The following is a 24,134-nucleotide window of genomic DNA, read 5'->3' as shown; positions in this document are numbered from 1 at the left end:
TAATAAAAATGAATTATTAATGAAATATATTTTATACCTTGCACTTTTAGTGTCTGCTCATGCATTCTCAGCACCTGTAAATAATAGTATCGCTTTTTACTACTCAGCGCCGATGCCATTAGCCGAAATGACTTTTTATTCTCGCGTTGTCGTCCAGCCTGAACTCGTTACCGAGCACGAGCTTAATTGGTTTAAAAAACGAAACATTGCCGTTTACGCTTATTTAAGTGTGGGTGAATCGTTCAATAAAAGTGATTCTTCACTTTCAGTTAATCCTAATTGGAACAGCCACATTGCAGATTTAACATCTACGGATTGGCAACAACAAATGCAAGACAGCGCAGCTTCTTTAAAAGCGCGTGGTTTCAGTGGTTTATTTTTAGATACGCTAGACAGCTATCAACTTTTAGATGACAAACACAGTAAATCAGATCAACAAGATGGCTTAGTCGCGATTATAAAAAACCTCTCTGGTACGTTTAATAAGCATCTTATTCTTAATCGAGGCTTTGAGTTATTACCTAAACTTACTGGTTTAGCCAATGATTTAGTTGCTGAAGGTTTATATAGTCATTACAACCCAACTAATAATAGCTACAAATTAACCACAGAGAACGATCAAGCTTGGCTAAGCGCACAATTAAAAACAGCACAAAACTTAGGTTTTAAAGTACAAGTTATTGATTATGCGCAGCCTGATAACCGCCTTGCTATGGCGCAAAAAATAAAACAAGCTGGCTTTACTCCTTGGGTAACAGATGGGCACTTACAAACATGGGGTACATCAACCATATCGCCAGTACCAAGACGCATCCTAATTCCGTTCAACAGTAATGTAAGACCACTCATTTACACTACCGTACATTTAAAGCTTGCGACCATGATTGAGTATTTGGGATATATTCCTGATTATGTTGATGTAGCTAAACGAGATTTGCCATTAGTAGATCCAAGTTTACATGCTGGTATTATTTCATGGACAAACAGCGATGCTTTTTACACCCCAACTATTACTAATTGGTTGGAAAGTAACTTAGGCGTTGTACCTGAGCTAATTATGGGTGAGCTACCGCAATCAACTAAACTATTACTTAACCTTGGTATTGAAGCGCTTAGCGTATTGCCTCCAGCCCCTTATGAACTTAATCATTTTACTACATGGCTAAAAGGCGAAGCGACAACATCGCCTGCGATAATTAAGCCCTACTTACTGAAATTAGCAACTGATGCCACCCCGCTTATCAATATAAAAGCGGCTGATGGAACTATAATAGTGCAGAGTACTAAAACAAAATATGGCGCGGTTGTTGTTGCACCTTGGCTTATAGATACCTTGCCAATGGAAGGGAGTAAATGGGTTATTGACCCACGTACACTACTCACCAAAGCAATGGGACTACCTCCGATTCTAGTGCCTGATACGACAACTGAAAGCGGTAGGCGCATGCTAACGCTGCATATAGATGGCGATGGCTTCACAAGCCCGGCACATTATGCAGGTAAACCATATTCTGCAGAAGTGATTCGCGATGAAATAATTAAGCGCTATAAACTGCCTTTGACCTCATCGGTTATTCAAGCTGATATTGAAAAAAGTGGCTTACATTCAAAACAAAGTGCCAAACTTGAAGGTATAGCGCGCAGTATTTTTAATTTGCCTTATGTAGAAATTGCTTCGCATACTTATAGCCACCCTTATTTTTGGACTGCGTTATCTGGCCTTAGAATAGTAGATAAAGATGAAGTAGATTATGGTTTTCATCTTGATGTACCTGGCTACGACAAAATAAGCTTAAAAAAAGAAATCACCGATTCAATAAAGTATATTGATGAAAACCTGACACCAAAAAACAAAAAAACAGTGATGATGTTATGGTCAGGCGATGCAACTCCCGGCCCTAAAGCGCTTGAATTGGCTCGCGATGCTGGCGTATTAAACGTCAACGGTGGTAATACAGATGTAAATGCCGATAACCCAAGCCTTACGCATGTTTCACCAATAGGTAGACCAGAGCACGATTTGCTGTATCAAATTTATGCCCCCATATTAAATGAAAACGTATATACAAACTTATGGCACGGGCCTTATTATGGTTTTAGACGCTTAACCGAAACATTTGAAATAACAGAAAAACCATATAGATTAAAACCCTACACTATTTATTTTCATTTTTACTCAGGTGAAATCCCTGCGGGACTAGACGCACTAAAACACAATATAGATTATGTTTTAGCTAGGCCAAATACACCGGTACATTTGAGCCATTACGCAAAAGTAGCAAAAGACTTTTACTTTTCTGCGCTAGCAAAAAACAGTAATAATGAATGGTTATTTAGCTCAAAATACATTCGTACTTTACGAATTCCTACTGATTTTGATATGCCTAACATTGCCCAAAGTGAAGGTGTGTCAGGCGTTACTGAAAAAGGTGACTATATACACATTATTAATAACGTAGCTCGTCTTAGCTTTGATCACAGTCAAAATAGTAAAAAACCTTATTTAGCGTCTGCAAATGTTGTTATTGATAACTGGCAAGTTAACGGACCTGTTAGCTTTAAAGCGTGGGTGCCTGCTTCGCTTGATTTAATTAATGCACGTTCTTGCGAATTTGTATCTAGCTTAGGAGAGCACTTTAAAGGTATTACACGCGCTAATGTGACGCACTTTAATCTTCCAAAGGGTCAATTTTATGGTTATCTTAACTGCAATGGAGTCGCTCGATAATGAATGCTAAAAAGCGCCCTCAGTTAATTTCTGTAAAAACAATATTAGCAATATTAGCTGTAAGTTGTTTTGCACTTTATGCATTATTTCCTCACACCTTATTTTTTGAAGATGATGAACTTTCACAAGATTATACCTTTGAAAAATCGTACCTTAATGCAGCGCTCAACACTGAGCCTAACAACGAAAAGCTACGCGCAAAATTGGTTGAACTACATATAGGGCTTAGTGAGTATTCACAAGCCACTAACGAGCTTGAAAAACTACCAAGAGGTGAGCGCAAAGCAACTCTAGAAATAAAGCTGCTTTACTCATTATGGCTAGCAAGCGGGGCTAAAGTTGACGATCGCTTTGAAGATCTATCTTTAAAAATAGGTGTCCATAAGCATTGGGACGAACAAATACTAACTATTGCAAAAGCAGTTGGGTTAAACGCAAAAGTTGCTCTGTACTATCAAAAAAATAAACAACCACTACTTGCAGCTGATTACTGGTTGAGCGCTGGCGAACCAGCCAAAGCTCTCGCTATTTATAAAACAAATATAAATGCTGACATTGCAGCTAAAGCGATTGAGACTGCACTTGGCGCAAATAATCCGATACAAGCTTACGCCTGGTGGAAAACTTATGGCGACCAAGCTAATGTTAAACGCACCCTTTATTTAGCTAACTTAGCTGGCAATACAGAAGATTCAGCTCAAGCCATTGAAAGCTTATTAAAGAGCGATCCAAATAACACCGAGTACTTAACAAAAGCCATGCACCTGCGTTTAGCAAATGGGAATGCAAAAGGGGCTGAGCAATTACTCGCCAAGCTATTACTACAAACTCCAAATGACAAAGAGCTACGCTTACTAAATTGGAAAATAAAGCGCTGGCAGAACAAGCCTAAAGAAGCGCTTAAAGAGTTTAAATGGCTAATGTCGAACAGAGCTGTAACCCCAGCGATGCTTACTGACAGTGTTAATGACGCTGCGGCATTATATTTATACCAAGACGCCAACGATATATATGAATACAAAGCACAAAACCGACAATTAAAAGGCAATGGCTTTGCTAAGTGGATGCAAACAAACGAATTTATAGGCAACACAAAACAAGAACTCAGTAATATTGACCGTTTTGAACAAATAAATGGTAAGAGTGCATTATCGCAATATTGGAAAGCGAAAGTACTTCACGATTCCGGAAATTTAAAAGCACTAAGAGCTTTATGGCCTAAATATAAAGGGCCTAAAAATGAAGAAGACTTACTTTGGATAGCTCGTGCATTTTGGCTTGAGGATGACTTTAAAACAGCATTGTCTATTTTAAAAAACAAGCAACAAAGTACTAATGGAGAATTTTGGACTGCACGAGTAGATATGGCAATGCGTGTTCAAGATAAAAAAGATGAGCTTTATGCTTTTGAGCAACTAAAAGCAATCAGCACACTAAGTGTTGGCGACACGCTTTATTACCAACAGCTGCGCTTTGAAGGACGGCCTCAAGAGCTTCTCGATTATCTATGGGAAAATGAGTCACTTACAGACCGCCAACTGATACAAATTGCATTATTAAGCACGCAAGTAAACGATGCTAAATCGGTTGCCCGTATTCACACAGAGCTTGATAAACAACGTTATAATAAAGCTCTCTACCCTGCTTGGGTTATTCTTTCAAATTGGTATCAAAATCAAAGTGATTTAAATTCGGCTTATACAACTCTAAACCGCGCCGCTAAATTAAGTGAATACGACCCCGATGTTGTACTCGCACAAGGTTGGTTAGCGCTACAAATGCACGACACTATAATGATCAGCCGTATTTTAACTCGCTATTCGGACAGCGATCCTACCTACGCGTGGACGCAATTATTAGCTAGCCTATCTATTTATGAAAAATCATATAACAGTGCTTACTTTTATTTACGAAAACTAGCTGTTGCAGATCCAAGTGACTTAACAACACTGGTTAACTTAGCCGATGTAATGAAGCAGCTTGGTTATTATGCGAATGCTGCCGAGCTAAATCACTATTTATTACAGCATTTACCTAAAGATAAATACGCATACAGAGGCCTAATGTACCGCTGGGCAGGTGCAATGGCTGTTCCTCATTTAATGCAATTAAACACCATGGATGAGCTCGCGCCCGACACTATTGGTGAGCCTCAAGCAAACTGGTGGTTAGCACGTCGAGCTGCACAAAAGTTAGAACCTTGGCAAAAACTACAGCTTTATATGACCAACGGCGAGTTTAATAAAGCGAAACAGCTTATAGCTGAAGGTTCACTAAGCAAATTAGATGAGCTAAACGCCCTACTCTATTTAAAACAACCCTATGCCACCATGCAACGTTGGTACGAAGAACTTACTGGCGAGGCAAATGAATCGCAATTGAGTTTACTCAGAAATGCACGCGCATCCTATTTTAGAGCACTTGAAATAAACCTATCGCCAGAGGCTGGTTTAAACAGTAGCCAGTACGATGTAAACGTTTATTTTCCTTATGCTAATGGGCAATGGAAATTAAGTTTAAGTAATCAGCAAAATCTTGATAACAACGGATTACTGTTTGCGATAGAAGATAAGATGACATTTGGTCGTTGGTATTTTGATGCAAAAATAGATTCTCACCAAGGCAGCTTAGTTAGTCGCCAAGGTCTTAGCTTAGACTCTCGTTATCAATGGGATTCGCGTACTCAGGTAGGTTTAAAGCTTGAATATAATGTTGAAAACCGCCAATCAGAAGCGCTACTTAGCTATGCTCAGCTAGATAAAGCCACGGCCTATGTTAACTACAATATTGATGGTAGACAAAATGTACAGCTATCAGCAGCAGCGATGTCTTTTTCTCGAAGAAGCGATGGCAGCTCACTAATAAATGGCCAAGAATATAATGCACGTTACCAATACAGTATTTTAAAAGACCGCCCAATTTGGAACGCTTATTTTAGTGCACAGTGGCAAGACTTTGAACGTGTTAATGCATTAATAAATACAGATGCAAGTAGAAGACCGCTAAGAGTTGACCTTCAACCATTTAGACGTTTTGCACTAGGGACCTCATTTGCTTCAACAGGTTCGTTGGAGCCGCCTTATTTAGGCGCAAGCCCTTCATGGTTATTTGATATAAGTACTGGCTATCAAACACTTAACGATACAGTAGATGTATCAGTTTCAAGTGGCGCTGGTTGGTCTGTACTGGGCGATGATTTATTTAAATTACAGCTGGGTTACCAAAGTAGTAATAAAGTGGGTAACTCAGATACACAATTACAATTAGGTTATTACGTACATTTTTAATGTTAGGAGAGAGTATGTTTCGTTTAATTATACCGTGTTTGGTATTACTATTATCAGCATGTACCACCAGCAGAGTTGCTGATGATGTAGAGCTTAGCCCTTCAAAAATTGTGGCATTAATGCCACTTGTTAATCATGCTCAAACACCGCTTGCTGGTGAGCGTGCTGAAGATATTTTGGCCAGTATTTGGCAGCAAAATAAATTGCCAACTCTTATACGCGCTCCTCGCGTAAACACTAAAGAGCTTCCACCACTGGACGATCAATACCGTTTAGACAATGCTATGCAATGGTTAAGCACTCAACAAGCTGACTATGTACTAACAGGTAGCATTGAAGAGTGGCGCTATAAAGCCGGTCTTGACGGAGAACCTGTTGTAGCACTGACCTTATCACTCACAGTTAACGGGCAAACAACGCCAATTTGGACGGGAACTATTGCTAAAAGTGGCTGGGGTCGCGATAGCATTGCAGCAACAGCACAAGATGTGATTGCCGATTTAATTTCTTATATAGAGGTTAGTGAGTGAAAACACATTTCCTTAGACCAAGAGACGTTCCTGAGCTACAAATATGGGCTGAGGTATTTATATTTACCGCGCTTGCTTTAGGGCTGCCTGTATTATTTAACGCAGAGGACCCATTTTGGACTGAGGGAGGGTTTTCGTGGCCTGTACTTGGCCCACTTTTAGTTTCTCTACGTTATGGCTTTTCAAAAGGCTTTATTAGTATTTTATGTTTGCTTGTTGGTCAACTTTGTTTACTTCAAGCAAATATTTTATCACCACAAAGCGACTTCAATATTAACGCCATGATTGGCTACATTATTGTAATTATGATCACTGGCGAATTTAGGGATGTGTGGGAACGTACTAATCAACAACAAAGTATTCAGCTTGAGTACGTAACCGATCGCCTTGAAACATTTACTCGTCAGTATCACTTAATTAATTCATCTCACGATAGAATAGAGCAAATGCTTGCTGGCCACACGTTAAGTTTGCGTGAATCGCTACAAGCAGTAAGAACCTCTATCGGGCTATTAAAAGAAAGAAGGCTTGATAGCGCAGCGCAAAAAATAATCGACCTATTCGTTGAATATGGCTTATTAGAAAGAGCGGGATTATATAAAGTTGAAAACGACACTGTTTTAGAGCCACCACTTGCCTCTATTAGCCAAATGGGTCAAATAGCTGAAAATGATCCTCTTATATTAGCGATGATTGAAGAAAAAGAATTAGTATCAGTAAAAGACGCAAAAACTGCATTAGGTATAAGTAAATACCATATGGCAATCCCACTTATCGACGTAAATAATACAATTTACGGCGTTATTTTAGTTGAAAGAGTACAATTTTTTGCACTTAAAAATACCACTCTTACACTACTTGCTGTTATGGCTGGGCATATTGGCGACCTGCTGCGCCATGAAATAACAAACCCAGTAATGACGTATGAAGAGTCTCCATACTTTATTCGCCAAGTTAAACGCGCGAATAAAGAAGCAAAACGATACAACATTCCATCGCAGCTGCTAAAAATAAAAGCCAATAATATTACTGATAAATCGACTCAACTTATGAGTTATTTAAGTGAAGCACGCCGTGGTTTAGACATTTATTTGTATGATAATCAAAATCAGGTATTACTGCTATTAATGCCATTAGCTGATGAACTTGAAAAAGCAGGCTTTATTGCCCGAATGAACACGTGGTGTAAAGAGCGCACTGGTAGCACTTTAGCTGAGCTTGATATTGTTATTGAGCAACAACTTGCACTACCAATAAGCTCAGATGATATAAAGAGATTGGTTTCACTTTCATGATTATAATTATTATAGCGGCTATTTTAGGGTGTATTTGTCAGTACTTTGCACTAATAGAAGTACTGGAAACACCTAATTGGTTTTTAGCTATACTATTGCATGCTATTGCTAGCATCCTTTTTGCTATTGTTAGTTATGTGTTTATACCTAAAAAATACAAAACGACTCCTTATAGCTCTTTTTTGCTCATGTTTTTATTATTGTTTACATTACCAGTACTTGGAATTATAGGTGTTGTAGTAGCGCTTACGTTTGCTCTGTGTAAACCTCTAAAAAACGATGATATAGAAATTGAAGAGCATAAAATACCTGAGCTTCCTTTTGAAGCCAGAGCTATATCAGCAAATCCAACCTATTCTATGGGCGGGCTTAAAGCAATTTTAAAGCACGCGAGTGAACCAAATAAACGTTTAAGTGCTGTAATGGCAGCTCGTCACATGAGTGACTCACAAGCTATTCCTATTTTAAAGCTAGCACTTAAAGATTTAGAAGATGATATTCGCCTACTCGCCTACTCAACCCTTGATGGTAAAGAAACCAAACTCAACGAAAAAATCAGTTTATATCAGCAAGAAATAGCCGTTACGACTAAGCAGCCTAAATTGAGTCATTTACAAAAACAACTAGCCGAACTTTATTGGGAACTTAGCTACTTAGGTTTAGCCCAAGGTGCACTGCGAAAATACGTTTTAGAAAAAGCCGAAACACTTGCACAGCAAAGTATTGAGCACGTAAAAACACCTGCAACCTTTATATTTTTAGGCCGTATATCTTTAGCCTTAGACAAATACGAAATAGCCCATGAGTACTTACTTAAAGCAACCGAATTTGGTATGGCAAGGCGTCATGTTCTCCCTTATAAAGCCGAAGTTGCCTTTTGTATGAACAAGTTTGACGACTGTAAACGCTACTTAAAAGAACTCCCAGAACAACCTAAAGGCAGTGAATTACGTCATTTGCAGGAGTATTGGCATGAGTAATAAAAATGCAGACATTTTACTGCTTTTGGAAGGTACCTACCCTTACATACGTGGTGGTGTATCTAGCTGGGTTCATCAAATAATTGAAGGGTTACCTCATTATAACTTTGAGCTTGTTTTTATAGGTGGAGCGCCAGAGCATTATGGCGAGATTCAATATACTTTACCTAAAAACGTTACCAAGCTGCATGTTCATTATTTAGTGGAAAATGACACTTCTGAAATAAAAGCTAAGCATGGCATTAAATATAAAAAAGAGCTCTTTGATTTTTGGCAGCAACTACAAAATTATTTTAGAGATTGTAACGAGCCTATTCCGAGTGAATTGTTAAAATTTGCATTTGAAACTTTGGCTAAAAAAGACGGTATTAACGAAGCCGACTTTTTATATAGTGAATCATCGTGGCAAGTGCTCATCAATTACTATTCAACTTTTTGTGATGAATCCTCTTTTATTGACTTTTTTTGGTCATACCGCAATTTATATAAACCGCTATTTAAAATAGCCGAAATTGCACGTGGACTTCCAAAAGTTAAACTTATTCACTCAATATCTACCGGGTATGCTGGTATTTTAGGATCTGGTGCCAGTGTAATAAGCGATACTCCCTTTTTGTTGACCGAGCATGGTATTTACACCAAAGAGAGAAAAATAGATCTTATTCAAGCCAGTTGGATCAAAGAGTCTGAACAAAGCCTAGGTAAAAACTTAAATACCGAGATGGGCTTTATTCGCCGAATGTGGATCAGCTTTTTTGAGCAAATAGGCCGAACAACATACCAAGAAGCAGATAAGATCATTTCGCTATACGATGGTAACAGACAGCGCCAAATAAAAGATGGTGCAGCGCCTGAAAAAGCATTTGTTGTACCTAATGGTATTAAAACAGTGCGCTTTATTGAAGCGCTTGAGAAGCGTCCAAAACAGATACCACCGGTTGTTGGATTAATTGGACGTGTAGTTCCTATAAAAGATATTAAAACCTTTATACGTGCGATTAAAGAAGCGCAATCGATATTACCAGAGGTCGAAGGCTGGATCATCGGCCCTTATGAAGAAGATCCGCAATATTACAAAGAGTGTGAACTACTTGTAGGCAGCCTTGATTTACAAAACAGTGTTAAGTTTTTAGGTATGCAAGATATTACCAAAATTTTACCTAAGCTCGGAATTGTTGCTTTAACCTCGATTTCCGAAGCGCAGCCTTTAGTGCTTTTAGAAGCAATGGCGGCCGGTGTGCCTGTACTTGCTAGTGATGTTGGCTCGTGCCGCGAAATAATCGAAGGCGGCACCGATGAAGATAAAGCATTAGGTAAAGCTGGTGAAGTTGTCTCAATTGCTTCACCTAGCGAAACAGCACAACAAATATCAAATATGCTAACAAATGAGCAAGCTTGGCTTGAGTATCAAAAAAGTGGTTTAGACCGCGTACAAAAATTTTATGACGAGAGCCACATGTTTGCCCGTTACGATAAACTTTATAAGGATACAATGGCATGGCCGGAATAGGTTTTGAGATACGAAAAATTCTCAAAAAAAATACCCTGCTCTCAGTTTTTGAAGCATACGGCTACGCAGGGTTAATAGGCTCAGGCCCCTGGCTGCTCTCTATTGTAGCGTTAATGCTAATTGGTATTTTAAGTTTAGGAATTGTATTACCTAAAGTACTTATTATTCAGTTTTTAACGCTTGTTACCTACATGATGGCAGCCTCACTTATTTTAACGGGTGGCTTGCAGTTATTACTAACTCGGTTTATTGCCGATTTGTTTTTTCAAAAAGAAGAGGCAAAAGTACTCCCTAATTTACTTGGTGCGCAACTTGTAACAACAATAGCTGCGTTATTGGTGGGCTTAGCTGTATGGCCTATGCTCCCTATACCCGTTGTTACTAAGATTATAATTTTAGGTGCCTTTGTAAGCTTATGTAATCAGTGGCTTGGCGCTATTTTTCTATCAGGTATGAAAGAGTACCGGTTAATTTTAATAACTATGCTAAGTGGTTACGCCTTTATGGTATTGCTTGCATATTTATTAAGAGACTGGCAGCTAGACGGCTTATTTTTTGCGTTTTTTGCAGGCGAAGCACTGCTCTTTTTTAGCTTTTTATTTATGATTATTCGCCGCTACCCAGGTGAAAAACTTATAAGCTTTGACTTTTTAAGCAATAAAAAAGTGTATTACAGCCTATTCTTTTGTGGTCTGTTTTATAACATTGGTGTATGGGCTGATAAAATCATTTTTTGGTATTCTCCAAGCACATCAATTCAAATTATTGGTACATTAAGAGCCAGCCCAATTTATGACTTACCTATATTTTTGGCTTATTTGTCTATTATCCCCGGTATGGCGGTATTTTTAGTAAAAATGGAAACAGACTTTGTAGAAGAGTACGACCGTTTTTACACCGCTATTCGTGGTGGCTCATCTCTTGAAGAGATCTACATATTAAAAGACAGTATGATCCAAACTGCGCGTGCCGGTTTATACGATATATTTAAAATTCAGGGTATTACCGTTGCCTGCTTATTATTATGGGGTGAGCAAATACTTACCTTTATTGGCATTGATCCAAACTATAAAACGCTTTTATTTATTGATGTAGTAGGTGTAGGCGTACAAGTTATATTTTTATCTATTTTAAATATTTTGTTTTATTTAGATAAACGCTCAACAGTGCTATTTTTAGCGGGGTTATTTTTGGTAATAAACGTTGTTTTAACTTTGTTATCAATTGCTTTTGGACCGCAGTTTTATGGCTATGGCTTTGCATTAGCAACCATTATTACCTCGGTAGTAGGATTATTTTGGCTTTCAAAACAATTTGAAGATTTAGAATACGAAACGTTTATGCTGCAATAGCATAATATAAAAACTTAGCATAAAGGCTGTAAGCTACAGCCTTTATCGTTACGTTAAAAACTCTAATAAACCGCGCTCAAACCGACTAAGATACTTTGTTTTACGGGGTAATTTAAAATTGTCGCGCCAATGAGTTTGTTCTGATTCATTTTTCTTACAAAGCTCAATAACATCAGGATGAATATAAGAATTACGCGCTATTGTTGGCGTATTCCCAAGCTTTGAAGACACTTCATCAAGCATTTTTTTTAATGTAATAGCGCCTTTTTCTTCATACACTTCTTTAAAAGCAATCACACTTGCTCGCCATGTTCTAAAGTGTTTTGCGCTAAATTCTTCACCCATTATATTTTGAATATACTGATTGATTTCAGTAGAGGTAACGTTAGAGCGCTCCCCCTCTTCTATATATTGAAACAAGTGTTGCCCGGGTAAGTCCTGAAGCTCCTTAATAACACTACTCAATGCTTTATCCGTTATATTTACTTCCCTTTCTTTGCCTGACTTTGCACGGTATTTTAATCTAATATTTTTTCCTGTTAATTTTGCATGCCTTGATCTTAGGGTTGTCGCACCAAAACTTTTATTTTGTTTTACATTACGTTCATTCCCCACCCGTAAAGCACCTAAATCCATTAATCTAACAATGGCTGCTAAAGTACGTTCATAATCGAGCTCATCACCTTGCAATGCTTCCTTTAATTGAGCCCTAAGTAACGGCAGCTTATGTCCAAACACACTACAAGCTTGATACTTTTTAGCATCTTGTTGTTGTGTAAATAATGGATGATATCGGTACTGCTTTCGTCCTTTACTGTCGTAACCTGTTGCTAAAATATGCCCATTTTCTTCAGGGCAAAACCATACACTTTTATAAGCAGGCGGGAACGCGAGTGAATTTAAGCGCTCAATAACGGCCTTCTCTTTAATTATTTTTCCTATTGGGTCAAAATACTGCCAATGTTTGTTTTTTTTCTTTCGGGTAATTCCGGGCAAACTATCATCAACGTAAATCAATTCCATCATTCCTCCTCAAGCATTTAAAAGAGATATTGTTAACTCGCTTAAGCTTATATTTCAAAGCATAGAATGTACCACTTTAAAATAACCTTAAACTGAACGACTTTATTGATATATAATCAAAAATTGAGCAAAAACAAAAATACGATATATATAATGGTTATTATAACTACGCTTATATTCTCCCTTAATTGGGCATGCTGTTTAAAAGGAGCATTCAATGGCTTTTGATTATGGATCGATTGATCTTGGACTAAAAAACCCCTTCAAACTTGAAGGTAAAGTAACAGCTGTAAGAGGACTCATTGAGTCTATAGCGGGTATTAGTTTACTTGTTATTGCTGCGGGATCAGTAAAAGAAGATACAACCGCTGGATGGATTTTAATGGTGTTTGGCATGCTTATTTTAGCATTCGGCATTCGCTCACTTTCAAGTGGTATTTATGCAACTCTTAAGTATTTTGTAGGCAGAAACCACCCTACTTCACTTGCTTATAACTACAGCAAATCACAAGCATCAACCGCCCAAGAAGAACAAAAAGAAGTAGCCTACACCGCGCAATCACTCGAAGAAATGCTGGTTGGTCGTAAAAACAGTACGTTTAAAGAGCCTAATGGTTTTTTATCACGTTTACTTCACAGCTTAATCCCTAAGTTATTATTCCTACCTTATCCTATTCGTAATGTTGCTCAGCGCTTATTTGGCTCATGGGTAAGTACCCTTGTTGCACTTATTGCTTATGGCCTTGTAGCATTTGTATCTTTATCGGGTTTTACCGGTGAAGCAGGCGAATTAGCATTTCCTGTTTATAGTGCCATATTAATGTTCTACGTGCTTTTTTCGTGGCGCTCTACGGGTAAACCTATTTCTAGAAACGCTGAAAAAAATATTGAAGCACTTGGTACTGGTGCACTCGCTAAAATTATTTCTTTATCTTTTATTCTACCAATCGCTATTGGCCTTTCTATGTCATGGCTGATGAAAGAACAACACATTAGCAAACAAGAAATAGATGGCTGGATTGAGCAACTACCTAGTCTTCATGCTGGCATGTACTTAATTGCGATTATTGTATTAGCCACTCTGAGCTGCGCAATTGCTTTTATTATGATTAAAGCGCGTTTAAATGCAGTTACCCCTTCTGCTGAAGTATCAGAACTACGTGAAAACTGGCAAGAGTCTGTTCATCCAGACGAAATTTTTATAAACCTAGACAATCTAGTAATGGCTAACCGTCGTTATAAAGAAGTACCTAACAGAGTTTATCGCGAATTAGATCCTAAGCTTCAAGAACAAATTGAAGGTAAAGGCGGTTTTAAAGGTGAAATGATCCAAGAGATTCAACCTAAACTGCACTCAATAGACTTAGGTAAAAACTTTACGCTAGCAAGGTTACTTGCTTTAGTAAGTGGTAACTTGCTTTATATTATAGCCTTAGCGTTTACTGTGTTTTTAGCGTATTCGTTTATTAATATTTATCATTACGTTGACGCTGCAAATATTAGTAGCTTTAAACAAGCATTTAATAACCAACATGTTATTCAATTTAGTGAGCTATTAATGACAAGCTTTCACTTATTGCTAATAGGTATACTTATTAAAGCATTTGCGCAATTGCTTACAAATACAGCTCATCTATTTTTTGCTGAAATGCAATTTGAATCACTACTAGTGTACTTTAAATGCGAAGGCACATTTACTGAGTCTAAAATATCAACAGGTACTGGTATTCACGATAGTACTCGCTCAGAAAATACTTTAGTACGCAGTAGCATAACGCCTTGGATTATTGTTTCTCGTGTTATTTCTACTACGTTTGCAGCAACAGGTATGAAAAATCTTGAACATCCTCGCCATATTATGGAAATGCATAAAGACGAAGGACAATTACAAGCAATCAAAAAAGACGTTATCGCGTTCTTGAAAGACCGTGAATCTATCGCCTCAATCACCAGTGAGCGTGATTTAGGTAATGCTTCACAAATACATCAATTAAATCAGCAAACGCGTGCTATACCTACTCAGCAAGCGATAGCTAAAGATGACGAAGAAGCTGCCGGGTATTTAAGACAAGAAGAAAGCTTATCTCCCGAGCCAAAGGGTTAATTAACTTAAACTCTGGATTATTAGTATTAATGCCACCTTGTAAATTAGGTGGCATTTTTTTATCCTTTATTAACCTCTATTCAATACCTTTTAACTTTACTACCTCTTTTATACTCAACAACATGATTAATATTGGATTAGTCCACAAAGCCCTTGCTTTATGTGCCAAAACACAAATAATGAAGTATTAATCACAGGGTAAGAATGAGGACAATGAGCTATATACTAACCACCCAATGTGCTGACGACGTAGGCTTAATAGCTAAAATCACAGGGCTTTGTCATAAAAATAATTTAAATATTACGCGTAACAACGAGTTTGTAGATAAAGACGCACAGCGATTTTTTATGCGCACAGAGCTTACAGGCGAGCCACAAAGCGACTTTTTAGATCAACTACGCGCACTGTTGCCACAAGGCGCTAAACTTGCCCTACATTGCGGTGCAAAAACTAAAGTAGTTTTACTTGCAACTAAAGAAGCCCATTGTTTAGGTGGTATGTTGCTAAAGCAATTTGAACAAACTCTTAATATTGAAGTATTAGCAGTTATTGCTAACTACGCTGATTTAGAGCCTTTAGTAAAAGGGTTTGATGTGCCGTTTCATGTTGTATCGCACGAAGGACTAACTCGTAGCGAGCACGATCAAAAAGTAGGTGATTTAATTGCCAGCTACAACCCTGATATTATTGGTCTTGCCAAATACATGCGTATTTTAAGCCCTGAATTTGTGGGTCGCTTTGAAGGCAAAATAATTAATATTCATCATTCATTTTTACCCGCATTTATAGGTGCTAAACCTTATCATCAAGCATTTGAGCGCGGCGTAAAAATCATTGGTGCTACCGCTCACTTTGTGAATAATGAGCTTGATGAAGGACCTATCATTCTTCAAGACGTAACAAGCGTAACGCACGCTAATACTGCAGAAATGATGGCTAAAATGGGTAAAGATGTAGAGAAAACAGTGTTTTGTAAAGCACTCCAACTTGCATCAGAGCATAAGCTATTTATTAATGGTAATAAAACTGTAGTGTTTTCTTAGCATTGTACCAATTCGCTTAATTAAGTAGTTTATTTTGAGGTAATAAAACAGTGTTGATAACAAGGTATGCACTTTGTTATTAACCTGAATTCTGATTAACTATTCTACACATAAAAATATGCCAGCATTGTTGCTGGCATTTTTTTGCTCATAATTAAGCAAGTGACTTTTTAAATGTAAATTATGCCTGCTCTATTGGCTCGAGTTTTAATTTCGCGGCAATTAAAACGGCTTGGGTACGATTGTACACGCCGAGTTTTCTAAATATGGCTGTAATGTGTGCTTTTACTGTTGCTTCTGATATGTGCAGTTCATAAGCAATTTGCTTATTAAGTAAACCTTCGTGCAGATATTGCAGCACTCGGTATTGTTGAGGTGTTAATGAGGCAACTTGCGCTGCTATTTCTCGGTCTTCACCTTCAATTTCAGCTACTTTGTTTTTTAACTCTTTTGGTAGCCATGTATCGCCTTCAAGTATTTGGTTAATTGCACTGGCAATATCATCAGACGATGACGATTTAGGAATAAAACCCATAGCGCCGTAACCCATTACTTTAGAAACTATATTAGCGTCTTCACTACCCGAAACAACGGCAATAGGTAAGCTTGGGTATTCTTCTCTAATACGAATAAGACCATATAAATCACCATTACCTGGCATGTGAAGGTCTAGCAGTAATATATCAAGATCCTCTTGCTCGCTTAACACTTGCAGTGTGCTGTCAAAATCGGATGATTCAAAAACCTCTAAACCTTCAAATTTTGCGCTCAATGCGCCCTTTAGTGCTTCACGAAATAACGGATGGTCGTCCGCTATTAAAAACTGACTCATGGTTCACTCCTAATAAATTCGGCTGCCAGTTAGGTATAAAACCCTTACTGACAGCCGATATACTACGTTTAGAATCAACTTGTAATCAAGTTTTTAACGCACATTTAACGATTTAATCTGTTCTCGATTAGTTCATCGACTACAGATGGATCTGCAAGCGTTGACGTATCACCGAGTTGTTGGTGCTCATTTGCAGCGATTTTACGTAAAATACGACGCATAATCTTGCCTGAGCGCGTTTTAGGTAAACCTGGAGACCATTGAATCATATCTGGTGATGCTATTGGGCTAAGCTCTTTACGAACCCAGTTACGTACCTCTTTGGTTAACTCATCGCTTACTGTTACACCTTCATTTGGCGTAATATAAACATAAATACCTTGGCCTTTAATATCATGCGGGTAACCTACAACAGCGGCTTCTGCTACTGCTGGATGTGATACAAGAGCACTTTCAATCTCCGCAGTACCTAAGCGATGACCTGATACGTTAAGTACATCGTCCACACGTCCTGTGATCCAGTAATAACCGTCTTCATCACGACGACACCCATCACCAGTAAAGTAAACACCTGGGTAGGCGCTAAAATAAGTTTGTTCAAAACGTTCATGGTCGCCATAAACAGTTCGCGCTTGCGATGGCCAACTATCTAAAATAACTAAATTACCATCTACGGCACCTTCGAGTGTATTACCTTCAGCATCAAATAATGCTGGCGCAATACCAAAAAATGGATGGGTTGCAGAGCCAGGCTTTGTATCAGTTGCACCCGGTAAAGGCGTAATCATTATGCCACCGGTTTCTGTTTGCCACCACGTATCAACAATCGGACAATTAGATTTACCAATACTCTCGTAATACCACGTCCATGCTTCTGGATTAATTGGCTCACCAACCGAGCCTAAAATACGTAAACTATCGCGATTTGACGAAGCAGTTGGCTCATCACCTTTCGCCATTAGCGCACGAATTGCTGTAGGCGCAGTATATAAAATAGTTACACCGTGTTTATCAACAATTTCGCCCATACGTCCTGCAGTTGGATAAGTTGGTACACCTTCAAATAATACTTGTGTACAACCGTTTACTAATGGCCCGTATGCAATGTAACTGTGGCCTGTGATCCAACCTACATCGGCACTACACCAATACACATCGTCTTCTTTTAAATCAAATACGTATTCATGTGTCATTGATGAGTAAACTAAGTAGCCACCAGTAGTATGCACAACACCCTTCGGCTGACCTGTTGAACCTGATGTATATAAAATAAACAATGGATCTTCAGCGTTCATTGGCTCTGGTTCACACTTTGCTGGTAAATCAGCAACTAGGTCATGCCACCATATATCGTGCTCATTCCAATCAACTTCACCGCCGGTTAATTGGTGCACAATAACATGCTCAATTGAGGTTACAGTTTCTTGCGCTACCGCTTCATCTACATTTGCTTTTAATGGAACACAATTACCTGCTCTGCGCCCTTCATCCGAAGTAATAACAATTTTGGCACCCGAATCTCGAATACGATCTGCAATCGCAGAAGGTGAAAAGCCACCAAATACAACCGAATGAATAGCACCAATACGTGCACAAGCCTGCATTGCATAAACAGCTTGAGGCGTCATAGGCATATAAATCGCTACACGATCACCTTTTTGAACACCTAGCTTTTTTAAACCATTGGCAAACTTAGCCACTTCATCATGCAATTGTTGATAAGTAATATTCTCACTTTGAGATGGGCTGTCACCTTCCCAAATAAGCGCCGTTTTGTCTGCTTTGGTTTTTAAGTGACGATCGATACAATTGTACGAAGCATTAAGGTAGCCATCCTCATACCATTTAATATTTATATGTCCTTTGTCGAATGATGTGTTTTTAACTTTTGTATAAGGGGTAGACCAATCAAGACGTTTGCCATGCTCACGCCAAAAACTTTCTGGGTCATCAATAGATTGCTTGTAAAGCGTATTATATTTATTTTTATCTACAAGAGTCGCATCTTTAATATGCGCCGGAACTGGATAGATACTTTGTGACATCTTCGTCTCCATTAAATTACTTGCCTTAGGCTCTTATCAAGGATTACTCAGCAGTACTTTATTAAGTATTAGACCTTAGTTGTATTCCTCACCAATTTGCTCATTTGTAGTTTATAATCCTTCTGCTTTCAATTTTTTTACATAAATAATACAACGCGTTAAATGTAAGTGAATACAAACTTATCAACTCTAAAACCTTAGTCTTATAGACCAATAGGTAATTGAGTAAATATTGCGCATATTCAACAGTGTTCGGTACTGTAATAAACGTATTTACTGCAGTACTTAATAAAAGCTTTATTTAACGAATGAAAACAATATGTGTATTGAAAAGCTAAATTAACACCCTTTTTATTCGTAAGTAATACTCGTAGCAAGTAATACAACCTTACATGAAAAAAAAAGTAACAGACAACAAGTAGCCTATAAAGGACACCACAATGAAATTTATCCCATTAAAAACATTGGCAGCAAGCGCTGTACTATGTGCACTATCAAGTACTGCATACGCGGCAACTGCTGCAAAAATTGGTGATACCGAATTTACTTACGGTGGATACATCAAGCTAGACACAATGTGGAGTGATTACTCCGCAGGTGCACCGGCTGGTACAAACGTTGGCCGTGATTTTTACGTACCAAGCACGCTAACCGTTGGTGACGACAATAGCTCTGATGCAGTATTTGATATGCATGCACGCGAGTCACGCTTTAATTTTGGTACATCAACTTTAATGGATAACGGCAAAACCGTTAAGACTAAAATTGAGATTGATTTTTTAGCCTCGGCTGCTGGCGGTAATGAGCGAGTTTCAAACTCTTACGCACCACGTATTCGCCACGCGTTTGTTACTTACGATGGTTGGTTATTTGGTCAAACGTGGTCTAACTTTCAAAACGTGGGTGCCCTTGCTGAAACGCTTGATTTTGTAGGGCCTGCTGAAGGCACTGTGTTTGTGCGTCAATCGCAAATTAAATATACCACTGGCGCATGGTCTTTCTCATTAGAAAACCCAGAAAGTACAATTTCTACGACTAGCGGTATGGTAGTCACTGATGATGCATCATTACCCGATTTTACAGCTCGTTACACACACAAAGCTGATTGGGGTAACATTGTTGTTGCCGCGCTTGCTCGCCAACTTACTTATAAAGTAGGCAGTGTTGATGCCGATGAAACATCTTTTGGTATTAGTGCATCGGGTAAAATAAACCTTGGTGAAGACAACCTTAAATTTATGCTTACTCAAGGCAAAGGCTTAGGCCGTTACGTAGGCTTAAACGTAGCTCACGGTGCAGTACTTAATGGCGATGAACTAGATGCGATTGACTCAACTTCTGGTTTTGTTGCTTACCAGCACAAGTGGACAAGCAAATGGCGCTCAACGTTCTTATACTCATTCTTTAGCGCTGATAACAACACTGATTTATTAGCTATTTCTGGCGATCCGACAGAATCAAGCCAAAGCTACAGCGCAAATATTCTATACTCACCCGTTAAACGTTTAACGTTTGGTGCTGAACTAAAGCATGCTGAACGTGAAACTGAAAGTGGCGTAGATGGCGATCTAGATCGCTTACAGTTCTCTGTTAAATACTCTTTTTAATAACTAAAAAGCTAACTACTTTAAAAAAGCGGCCTAGGCCGCTTTTTTATAAGGGATATTAAGTTCTATATAATTCATCAATTCGTACCCATAATCTCTTTATGTGACGCTAAAATCCAACAAAATAGAATAATAATAGGTAAAAACACACAACCTAATTGCAAATCGATATCATTTAGATTAAGTTACGCACTTCTTTTTGAACTAACTGGAAAAACTTATGTCGTCCCCTCAAGTTTTGCGTTTATCTAAATTAAGCTTTGCTACTTCTTTAATTCTATCTGGTTATGCACTTGCTGATGAAGCAACTGTAAAAGATGAACCTCTCGAAAAAATTGCGGTATATGGTCAACATCACAAAAACTACATAACAGAAGAAGCGCAATCAGCTACCAAACTAGGTCTAACAATTAAAGAAACACCACAGTCAATCTCGGTAGTATCACGCGCATTAATGGACGACTTTTCACTAGACGATATAAACTCAGTACTTGAAAGCACCCCCGGCGTAACAGTAGAGCAAATAGAAACAGATCGTACTTACTTTAAAGCTCGTGGCTTTGAAATTACTAACTTTCAAGTTGATGGCTTAGGTATTCCACAAAGCTCTGGATCTATTCAAGGCAGTCTTGATACTTCAATTTATGACCGTGTAGAAATAGTTCGTGGCGCTAATGGCTTAATGACCGGTGCCGGTAATCCTTCTGCTACTGTAAATATGGTTTTAAAAAAACCAACATATAACACACAAGCTAATGCGTCTGTGTCATATGGTTCGTGGAATAAAAAACGATTAGATTTAGATGTATCGACCCCTATTAATGAAGAACACGCTGTAAGAGCTGTATTTACAAAACAAAAAGCGGATTCATACTTAGATCGTTACGAAACAGATAAAACAATTATTTACTTAGCCTACGAAGGCAAATTAACCGACAACACATTATTAAGCGTTAACTACGTTAACCAACAAAAAGATGCTGATAGCCCACTTTGGGGGGCACTACCTCTTTATTACACCGACGGCTCACCAACCGACTATGACGAATCAACCAGTACTGCTGCTGATTGGTCTTACTGGGATAACAGTGCAGAGCAAGTATATGTAACGCTTGAACAAAACTTATCAGCAACATGGGTGGCTAGAGCGCGCTATGCTCACATTGAAAACGAGCAAGACTCAGAGCTGTTCTACGTATACGGTACCCCTGATAGAGATACTGAACTTGGTTTAACAGGTTATGCTAGCCGTTATGATTACGAAGATAAGCATGACTTATTTGATTTATACGCCAGTGGTAAGTTTGATTTATTTAATCAAGAGCACGACCTATCATTTGGTGTTAGCCAAGCTAAAATGGATTACAACGAGCAGTCTCTTTACGATTACACTACAGGCAATGGTTTTCCAGATATGCCATCACTTAAAACGTGGGATGGTGTAGTACCAGAGGCAACACTTGTTGATGGCGTAAATGGTAGTGATATTACTAACGAGCAAAAATCAGCTTACATATCTACTCGCATTAAATTAAGTGAGCCTTTAAGTGTGCTCGCTGGCGTGCGTTATACCGATTGGGAAACAAAAGGCACAGCCTATGGCGTTGCTCAAACTCGAAGTGACTCTGAGCTAATACCGTACATTGGTACAGTGTACGACTTTAACGAATCTCTATCGGCTTATGCAAGCTATACAGAAACATTTGTACCGCAAAAAGAACTAGACATAAATGCCAATCAACTACCTGCTGTTACTGGCAAAAGTAGCGAAATAGGTGTCAAAGCACAGCTTCTAGACGACCAGTTATTTGTAACGTTTGCTTATTTTGATGCAAAACAAGATGGCCTTGCTGTTGCTATAGCTAACTCATTACCAAGTGATACGCGTTATTATGCAGCTGATGGCATTAGTAGTAATGGTTTTGAAGTAGAGTTAAGTGGTAAATTTACAGATGATTTAAGTGCAAGTATTAGCTTTAGTAATTTAAATATTGATGGTGATGATTTAGTAAAAGATTACACACCAGAAAACCAACTTAAAGTGGCCGCAACCTACCAAGTGCCTTTAGTTGATGGCTTATCATTTGGTGCAAACTATCGCTGGCAGGATTCAACTAGCCGAGTTCAAGTTAAAGATGCTAATGGTATTGCAAGTGTTACTACCAACCAAGATGCATACGGGTTACTTGATTTAATGGCCACTTACAAAATTACAGATAACGTAGGAGTCACTTTCAACGTTAATAACACCACAGGTGAAAAATATTTGCACAGCCTATACTGGGAACAAGGTTACTACGGTGCACCGCGTAACTACGCTCTATCTGTAAATTGGCAGTTATAAATATATTTGATTAATTAAAGGCTGTAGATTTTTGCGGTTAAATTAAAAAACGACACATTTTTAATGTGTCGTTTTTATTTTTATCTAACCTAAACTCTGGTTAAGAGATTTACTAACGTATTGAATCATAGTGGTATTTAAATTTATTTTCTCTAGCCAGAGATTTTCAGTGGAAACAAGGCGAATTTACGCGTCAATAGCTGGCCTATTGTAAGTAAATTCAACGCAGTTAGCGCTGAAAATAGCTGCTCGAGATAGATTTATTATCCAGAGCTCAGGTTATCTACTTTAAGTTTTTAATAACAAAAAAACGCTAATCATTACTGATTAACGCTTTTTAAAGCTCGGGTCAAATCAAGCTTAAAAACTCATTTTGAGGCTGTTAAAGATCAGCGTCATCGCCCAACTTATCTTCACCATCATCTGGTTCAATAGTTGCTTTTAATAAAAGCATTTCGCGTAACTTGCCTTCAATCTCATCTGCAATTTCTGGGTTTTCTTTCAAAAACTTAATTGAGTTAGATTTACCTTGGCCAACCTTGTTGCCACAGTAGCTATACCAAGCACCTGCTTTTTCAACAATTTTATGCTTAACGCCTAGGTCAATTAGCTCGCCTTGCTTAGAAATACCTTCACCATACATGATGATAAATTCAGCTTGTTTAAACGGCGGCGCTACTTTGTTTTTAACAATTTTAACGCGAGTTTCGTTACCAACAACTTCATCGCCTTCTTTAACAGAACCAATACGACGAATATCAATACGTACCGATGCGTAAAACTTAAGTGCATTACCACCCGTTGTTGTTTCTGGGTTACCAAACATAACACCAATTTTCATACGGATTTGGTTAATGAAAATACATAACGTGTTAGAGCGTTTAATGTTACCAGTAAGCTTGCGTAATGCTTGCGACATTAAACGTGCTTGTAAGCCCATGTGCGAGTCGCCCATGTCGCCTTCAATTTCAGCTTTTGGTGTAAGTGCAGCAACCGAGTCAATTACAACAACGTCTACCGCGCTTGAGCGCACTAACATGTCACAAATTTCTAATGCTTGCTCACCGGTATCTGGTTGCGATACAAAAAGCTCATCAATGTTAACACCAAGCTTTTGTGCATAAACTGGATCTAGAGCATGCTCAGCATCAATAAAGGCACATGTTTTGCCTTCTTTTTGTGCTTCTGCGATAACTTGTAAAGTAAGCGTTGTTTTACCAGATGACTCAGGTCCGTATACTTCAACAATACGTCCCATAGGTAAACCACCTATGCCTAAAGCAATATCAATACCTAATGAGCCTGTAGATACAGATTCAATGTTTAACGCTTTGTTATCACCCAATTTCATAATTGAGCCTTTACCAAATTGACGTTCAATTTGTGATAGTGCAGCGTCCAACGCTTTTTGTTTGTTATCGTTCATTTTATTCTCCAAATCCAGCTAATGGAA

Annotated in this window: 15 protein-coding genes; 11 read left to right on the top strand and 4 right to left on the bottom strand. The window is 38.3% G+C overall.

Going from position 1 to position 24,134, the window contains the following annotated elements; all coding sequences use genetic code 11:
- Positions 1 to 19 precede the first annotated feature (19 nt).
- The 7 genes from I6F48_RS06315 to pelG are packed head-to-tail and all read left to right on the top strand — an operon-like array spanning position 20 to position 11,682.
- Complete coding sequence (locus I6F48_RS06315) at positions 20 to 2,728, top strand: endo alpha-1,4 polygalactosaminidase (protein WP_165728465.1); 2,709 nt, start codon at positions 20 to 22, stop codon at positions 2,726 to 2,728.
- Positions 2,728 to 6,015: a tetratricopeptide repeat protein gene (locus I6F48_RS06310; RefSeq protein ID WP_197119081.1), complete on the top strand. Its 3,288-nt coding sequence runs from the start codon at positions 2,728 to 2,730 to the stop codon at positions 6,013 to 6,015. Before I6F48_RS06315 ends, I6F48_RS06310 begins: the two co-directional genes overlap by 1 nt.
- A 14-nt stretch (positions 6,016 to 6,029) precedes the next feature.
- On the top strand, positions 6,030 to 6,545 hold the full coding sequence (locus I6F48_RS06305; RefSeq protein WP_165728463.1) for a protein PelC: 516 nt from the start codon (positions 6,030 to 6,032) through the stop codon (positions 6,543 to 6,545).
- On the top strand, positions 6,542 to 7,840 hold the full coding sequence (locus I6F48_RS06300; RefSeq protein WP_165728462.1) for a PelD GGDEF domain-containing protein: 1,299 nt from the start codon (positions 6,542 to 6,544) through the stop codon (positions 7,838 to 7,840). Before I6F48_RS06305 ends, I6F48_RS06300 begins: the two co-directional genes overlap by 4 nt.
- Positions 7,837 to 8,820 carry a HEAT repeat domain-containing protein gene (locus I6F48_RS06295; protein WP_165728461.1) on the top strand — a complete coding sequence of 328 codons (984 nt, stop codon included), beginning with the start codon at positions 7,837 to 7,839 and terminating at the stop codon, positions 8,818 to 8,820. Before I6F48_RS06300 ends, I6F48_RS06295 begins: the two co-directional genes overlap by 4 nt.
- Positions 8,813 to 10,330, top strand: coding sequence for a GT4 family glycosyltransferase PelF (gene pelF / locus I6F48_RS06290; protein ID WP_197119080.1), 1,518 nt, complete (start codon positions 8,813 to 8,815; stop codon positions 10,328 to 10,330). Before I6F48_RS06295 ends, pelF begins: the two co-directional genes overlap by 8 nt.
- Positions 10,318 to 11,682: an exopolysaccharide Pel transporter PelG gene (pelG, locus tag I6F48_RS06285; protein ID WP_007584803.1), complete on the top strand. Its 1,365-nt coding sequence runs from the start codon at positions 10,318 to 10,320 to the stop codon at positions 11,680 to 11,682. The genes pelF and pelG overlap by 13 nt, the downstream gene beginning before the upstream one ends.
- A gap of 48 nt (positions 11,683 to 11,730) precedes the next feature.
- Here pelG and I6F48_RS06280 read toward each other — a convergent pair whose 3' ends face one another.
- The gene (locus I6F48_RS06280) at positions 11,731 to 12,705 is read right to left on the bottom strand and encodes a DNA topoisomerase IB (RefSeq protein ID WP_197119132.1); all 975 of its coding nucleotides are present in this window, start codon (positions 12,703 to 12,705) and stop codon (positions 11,731 to 11,733) included.
- Between the two features lie 217 nt (positions 12,706 to 12,922).
- Here I6F48_RS06280 and I6F48_RS06275 point away from each other — a divergent pair, with 217 nt between their 5' ends.
- Entirely contained in the window at positions 12,923 to 14,809 is a 1,887-nt protein-coding gene (locus I6F48_RS06275; RefSeq protein ID WP_197119079.1) for a hypothetical protein, read from the top strand.
- 213 nt (positions 14,810 to 15,022) lie between these two features.
- On the top strand, positions 15,023 to 15,853 hold the full coding sequence (gene purU, locus I6F48_RS06270) for a formyltetrahydrofolate deformylase (RefSeq protein WP_197119078.1): 831 nt from the start codon (positions 15,023 to 15,025) through the stop codon (positions 15,851 to 15,853).
- A gap of 181 nt (positions 15,854 to 16,034) precedes the next feature.
- Here the strand turns inward: purU and I6F48_RS06265 are convergent, their stop codons facing one another.
- Positions 16,035 to 16,685: a response regulator transcription factor gene (locus tag I6F48_RS06265; protein ID WP_007584799.1), complete on the bottom strand. Its 651-nt coding sequence runs from the start codon at positions 16,683 to 16,685 to the stop codon at positions 16,035 to 16,037.
- Positions 16,686 to 16,789: 104 nt separating this feature from the next.
- Positions 16,790 to 18,730 carry an acetate--CoA ligase gene (acs, locus tag I6F48_RS06260; protein ID WP_165741001.1) on the bottom strand — a complete coding sequence of 647 codons (1,941 nt, stop codon included), beginning with the start codon at positions 18,728 to 18,730 and terminating at the stop codon, positions 16,790 to 16,792.
- Positions 18,731 to 19,170: 440 nt separating this feature from the next.
- Here acs and I6F48_RS06255 point away from each other — a divergent pair, with 440 nt between their 5' ends.
- Together I6F48_RS06255 and I6F48_RS06250 are read left to right on the top strand one after the other, a co-directional pair.
- Positions 19,171 to 20,337 carry a DcaP family trimeric outer membrane transporter gene (locus I6F48_RS06255; protein WP_197119077.1) on the top strand — a complete coding sequence of 389 codons (1,167 nt, stop codon included), beginning with the start codon at positions 19,171 to 19,173 and terminating at the stop codon, positions 20,335 to 20,337.
- 220 nt (positions 20,338 to 20,557) lie between these two features.
- A complete protein-coding gene (locus I6F48_RS06250) occupies positions 20,558 to 22,681 on the top strand; it encodes a TonB-dependent siderophore receptor (RefSeq protein WP_197119076.1) in 2,124 nt (707 codons plus the stop codon).
- Positions 22,682 to 23,063: 382 nt separating this feature from the next.
- Here I6F48_RS06250 and recA read toward each other — a convergent pair whose 3' ends face one another.
- Positions 23,064 to 24,107: a recombinase RecA gene (recA, locus tag I6F48_RS06245; RefSeq protein ID WP_024591486.1), complete on the bottom strand. Its 1,044-nt coding sequence runs from the start codon at positions 24,105 to 24,107 to the stop codon at positions 23,064 to 23,066.
- Between the last annotated feature and the right edge of the window lie 27 nt (positions 24,108 to 24,134).

The organism is Pseudoalteromonas sp. SWYJ118, assembly GCF_015864505.1.
Lineage (GTDB): Bacteria > Pseudomonadota > Gammaproteobacteria > Enterobacterales > Alteromonadaceae > Pseudoalteromonas > Pseudoalteromonas arctica.
The sequence above is the reverse complement of the archived record's forward strand: the minus strand, read 5'-3'. Positions and strand labels throughout refer to the sequence as shown.

Coding starts and splice junctions, on each gene's coding strand:
- recA (WP_024591486.1), bottom strand. CDS start 24,107: ATGAACGATAACAAACAAAAAGCGTTGGACGCTGCACTATCACAAATT.
- I6F48_RS06265 (WP_007584799.1), bottom strand. CDS start 16,685: ATGAGTCAGTTTTTAATAGCGGACGACCATCCGTTATTTCGTGAAGCA.
- I6F48_RS06275 (WP_197119079.1), top strand. CDS start 12,923: ATGGCTTTTGATTATGGATCGATTGATCTTGGACTAAAAAACCCCTTC.
- pelG (WP_007584803.1), top strand. CDS start 10,318: ATGGCCGGAATAGGTTTTGAGATACGAAAAATTCTCAAAAAAAATACC.
- I6F48_RS06255 (WP_197119077.1), top strand. CDS start 19,171: ATGAAATTTATCCCATTAAAAACATTGGCAGCAAGCGCTGTACTATGT.
- purU (WP_197119078.1), top strand. CDS start 15,023: ATGAGCTATATACTAACCACCCAATGTGCTGACGACGTAGGCTTAATA.
- I6F48_RS06305 (WP_165728463.1), top strand. CDS start 6,030: ATGTTTCGTTTAATTATACCGTGTTTGGTATTACTATTATCAGCATGT.
- I6F48_RS06250 (WP_197119076.1), top strand. CDS start 20,558: ATGTCGTCCCCTCAAGTTTTGCGTTTATCTAAATTAAGCTTTGCTACT.
- acs (WP_165741001.1), bottom strand. CDS start 18,730: ATGTCACAAAGTATCTATCCAGTTCCGGCGCATATTAAAGATGCGACT.
- pelF (WP_197119080.1), top strand. CDS start 8,813: ATGAGTAATAAAAATGCAGACATTTTACTGCTTTTGGAAGGTACCTAC.
- I6F48_RS06295 (WP_165728461.1), top strand. CDS start 7,837: ATGATTATAATTATTATAGCGGCTATTTTAGGGTGTATTTGTCAGTAC.
- I6F48_RS06280 (WP_197119132.1), bottom strand. CDS start 12,705: ATGGAATTGATTTACGTTGATGATAGTTTGCCCGGAATTACCCGAAAG.
- I6F48_RS06315 (WP_165728465.1), top strand. CDS start 20: ATGAAATATATTTTATACCTTGCACTTTTAGTGTCTGCTCATGCATTC.
- I6F48_RS06310 (WP_197119081.1), top strand. CDS start 2,728: ATGAATGCTAAAAAGCGCCCTCAGTTAATTTCTGTAAAAACAATATTA.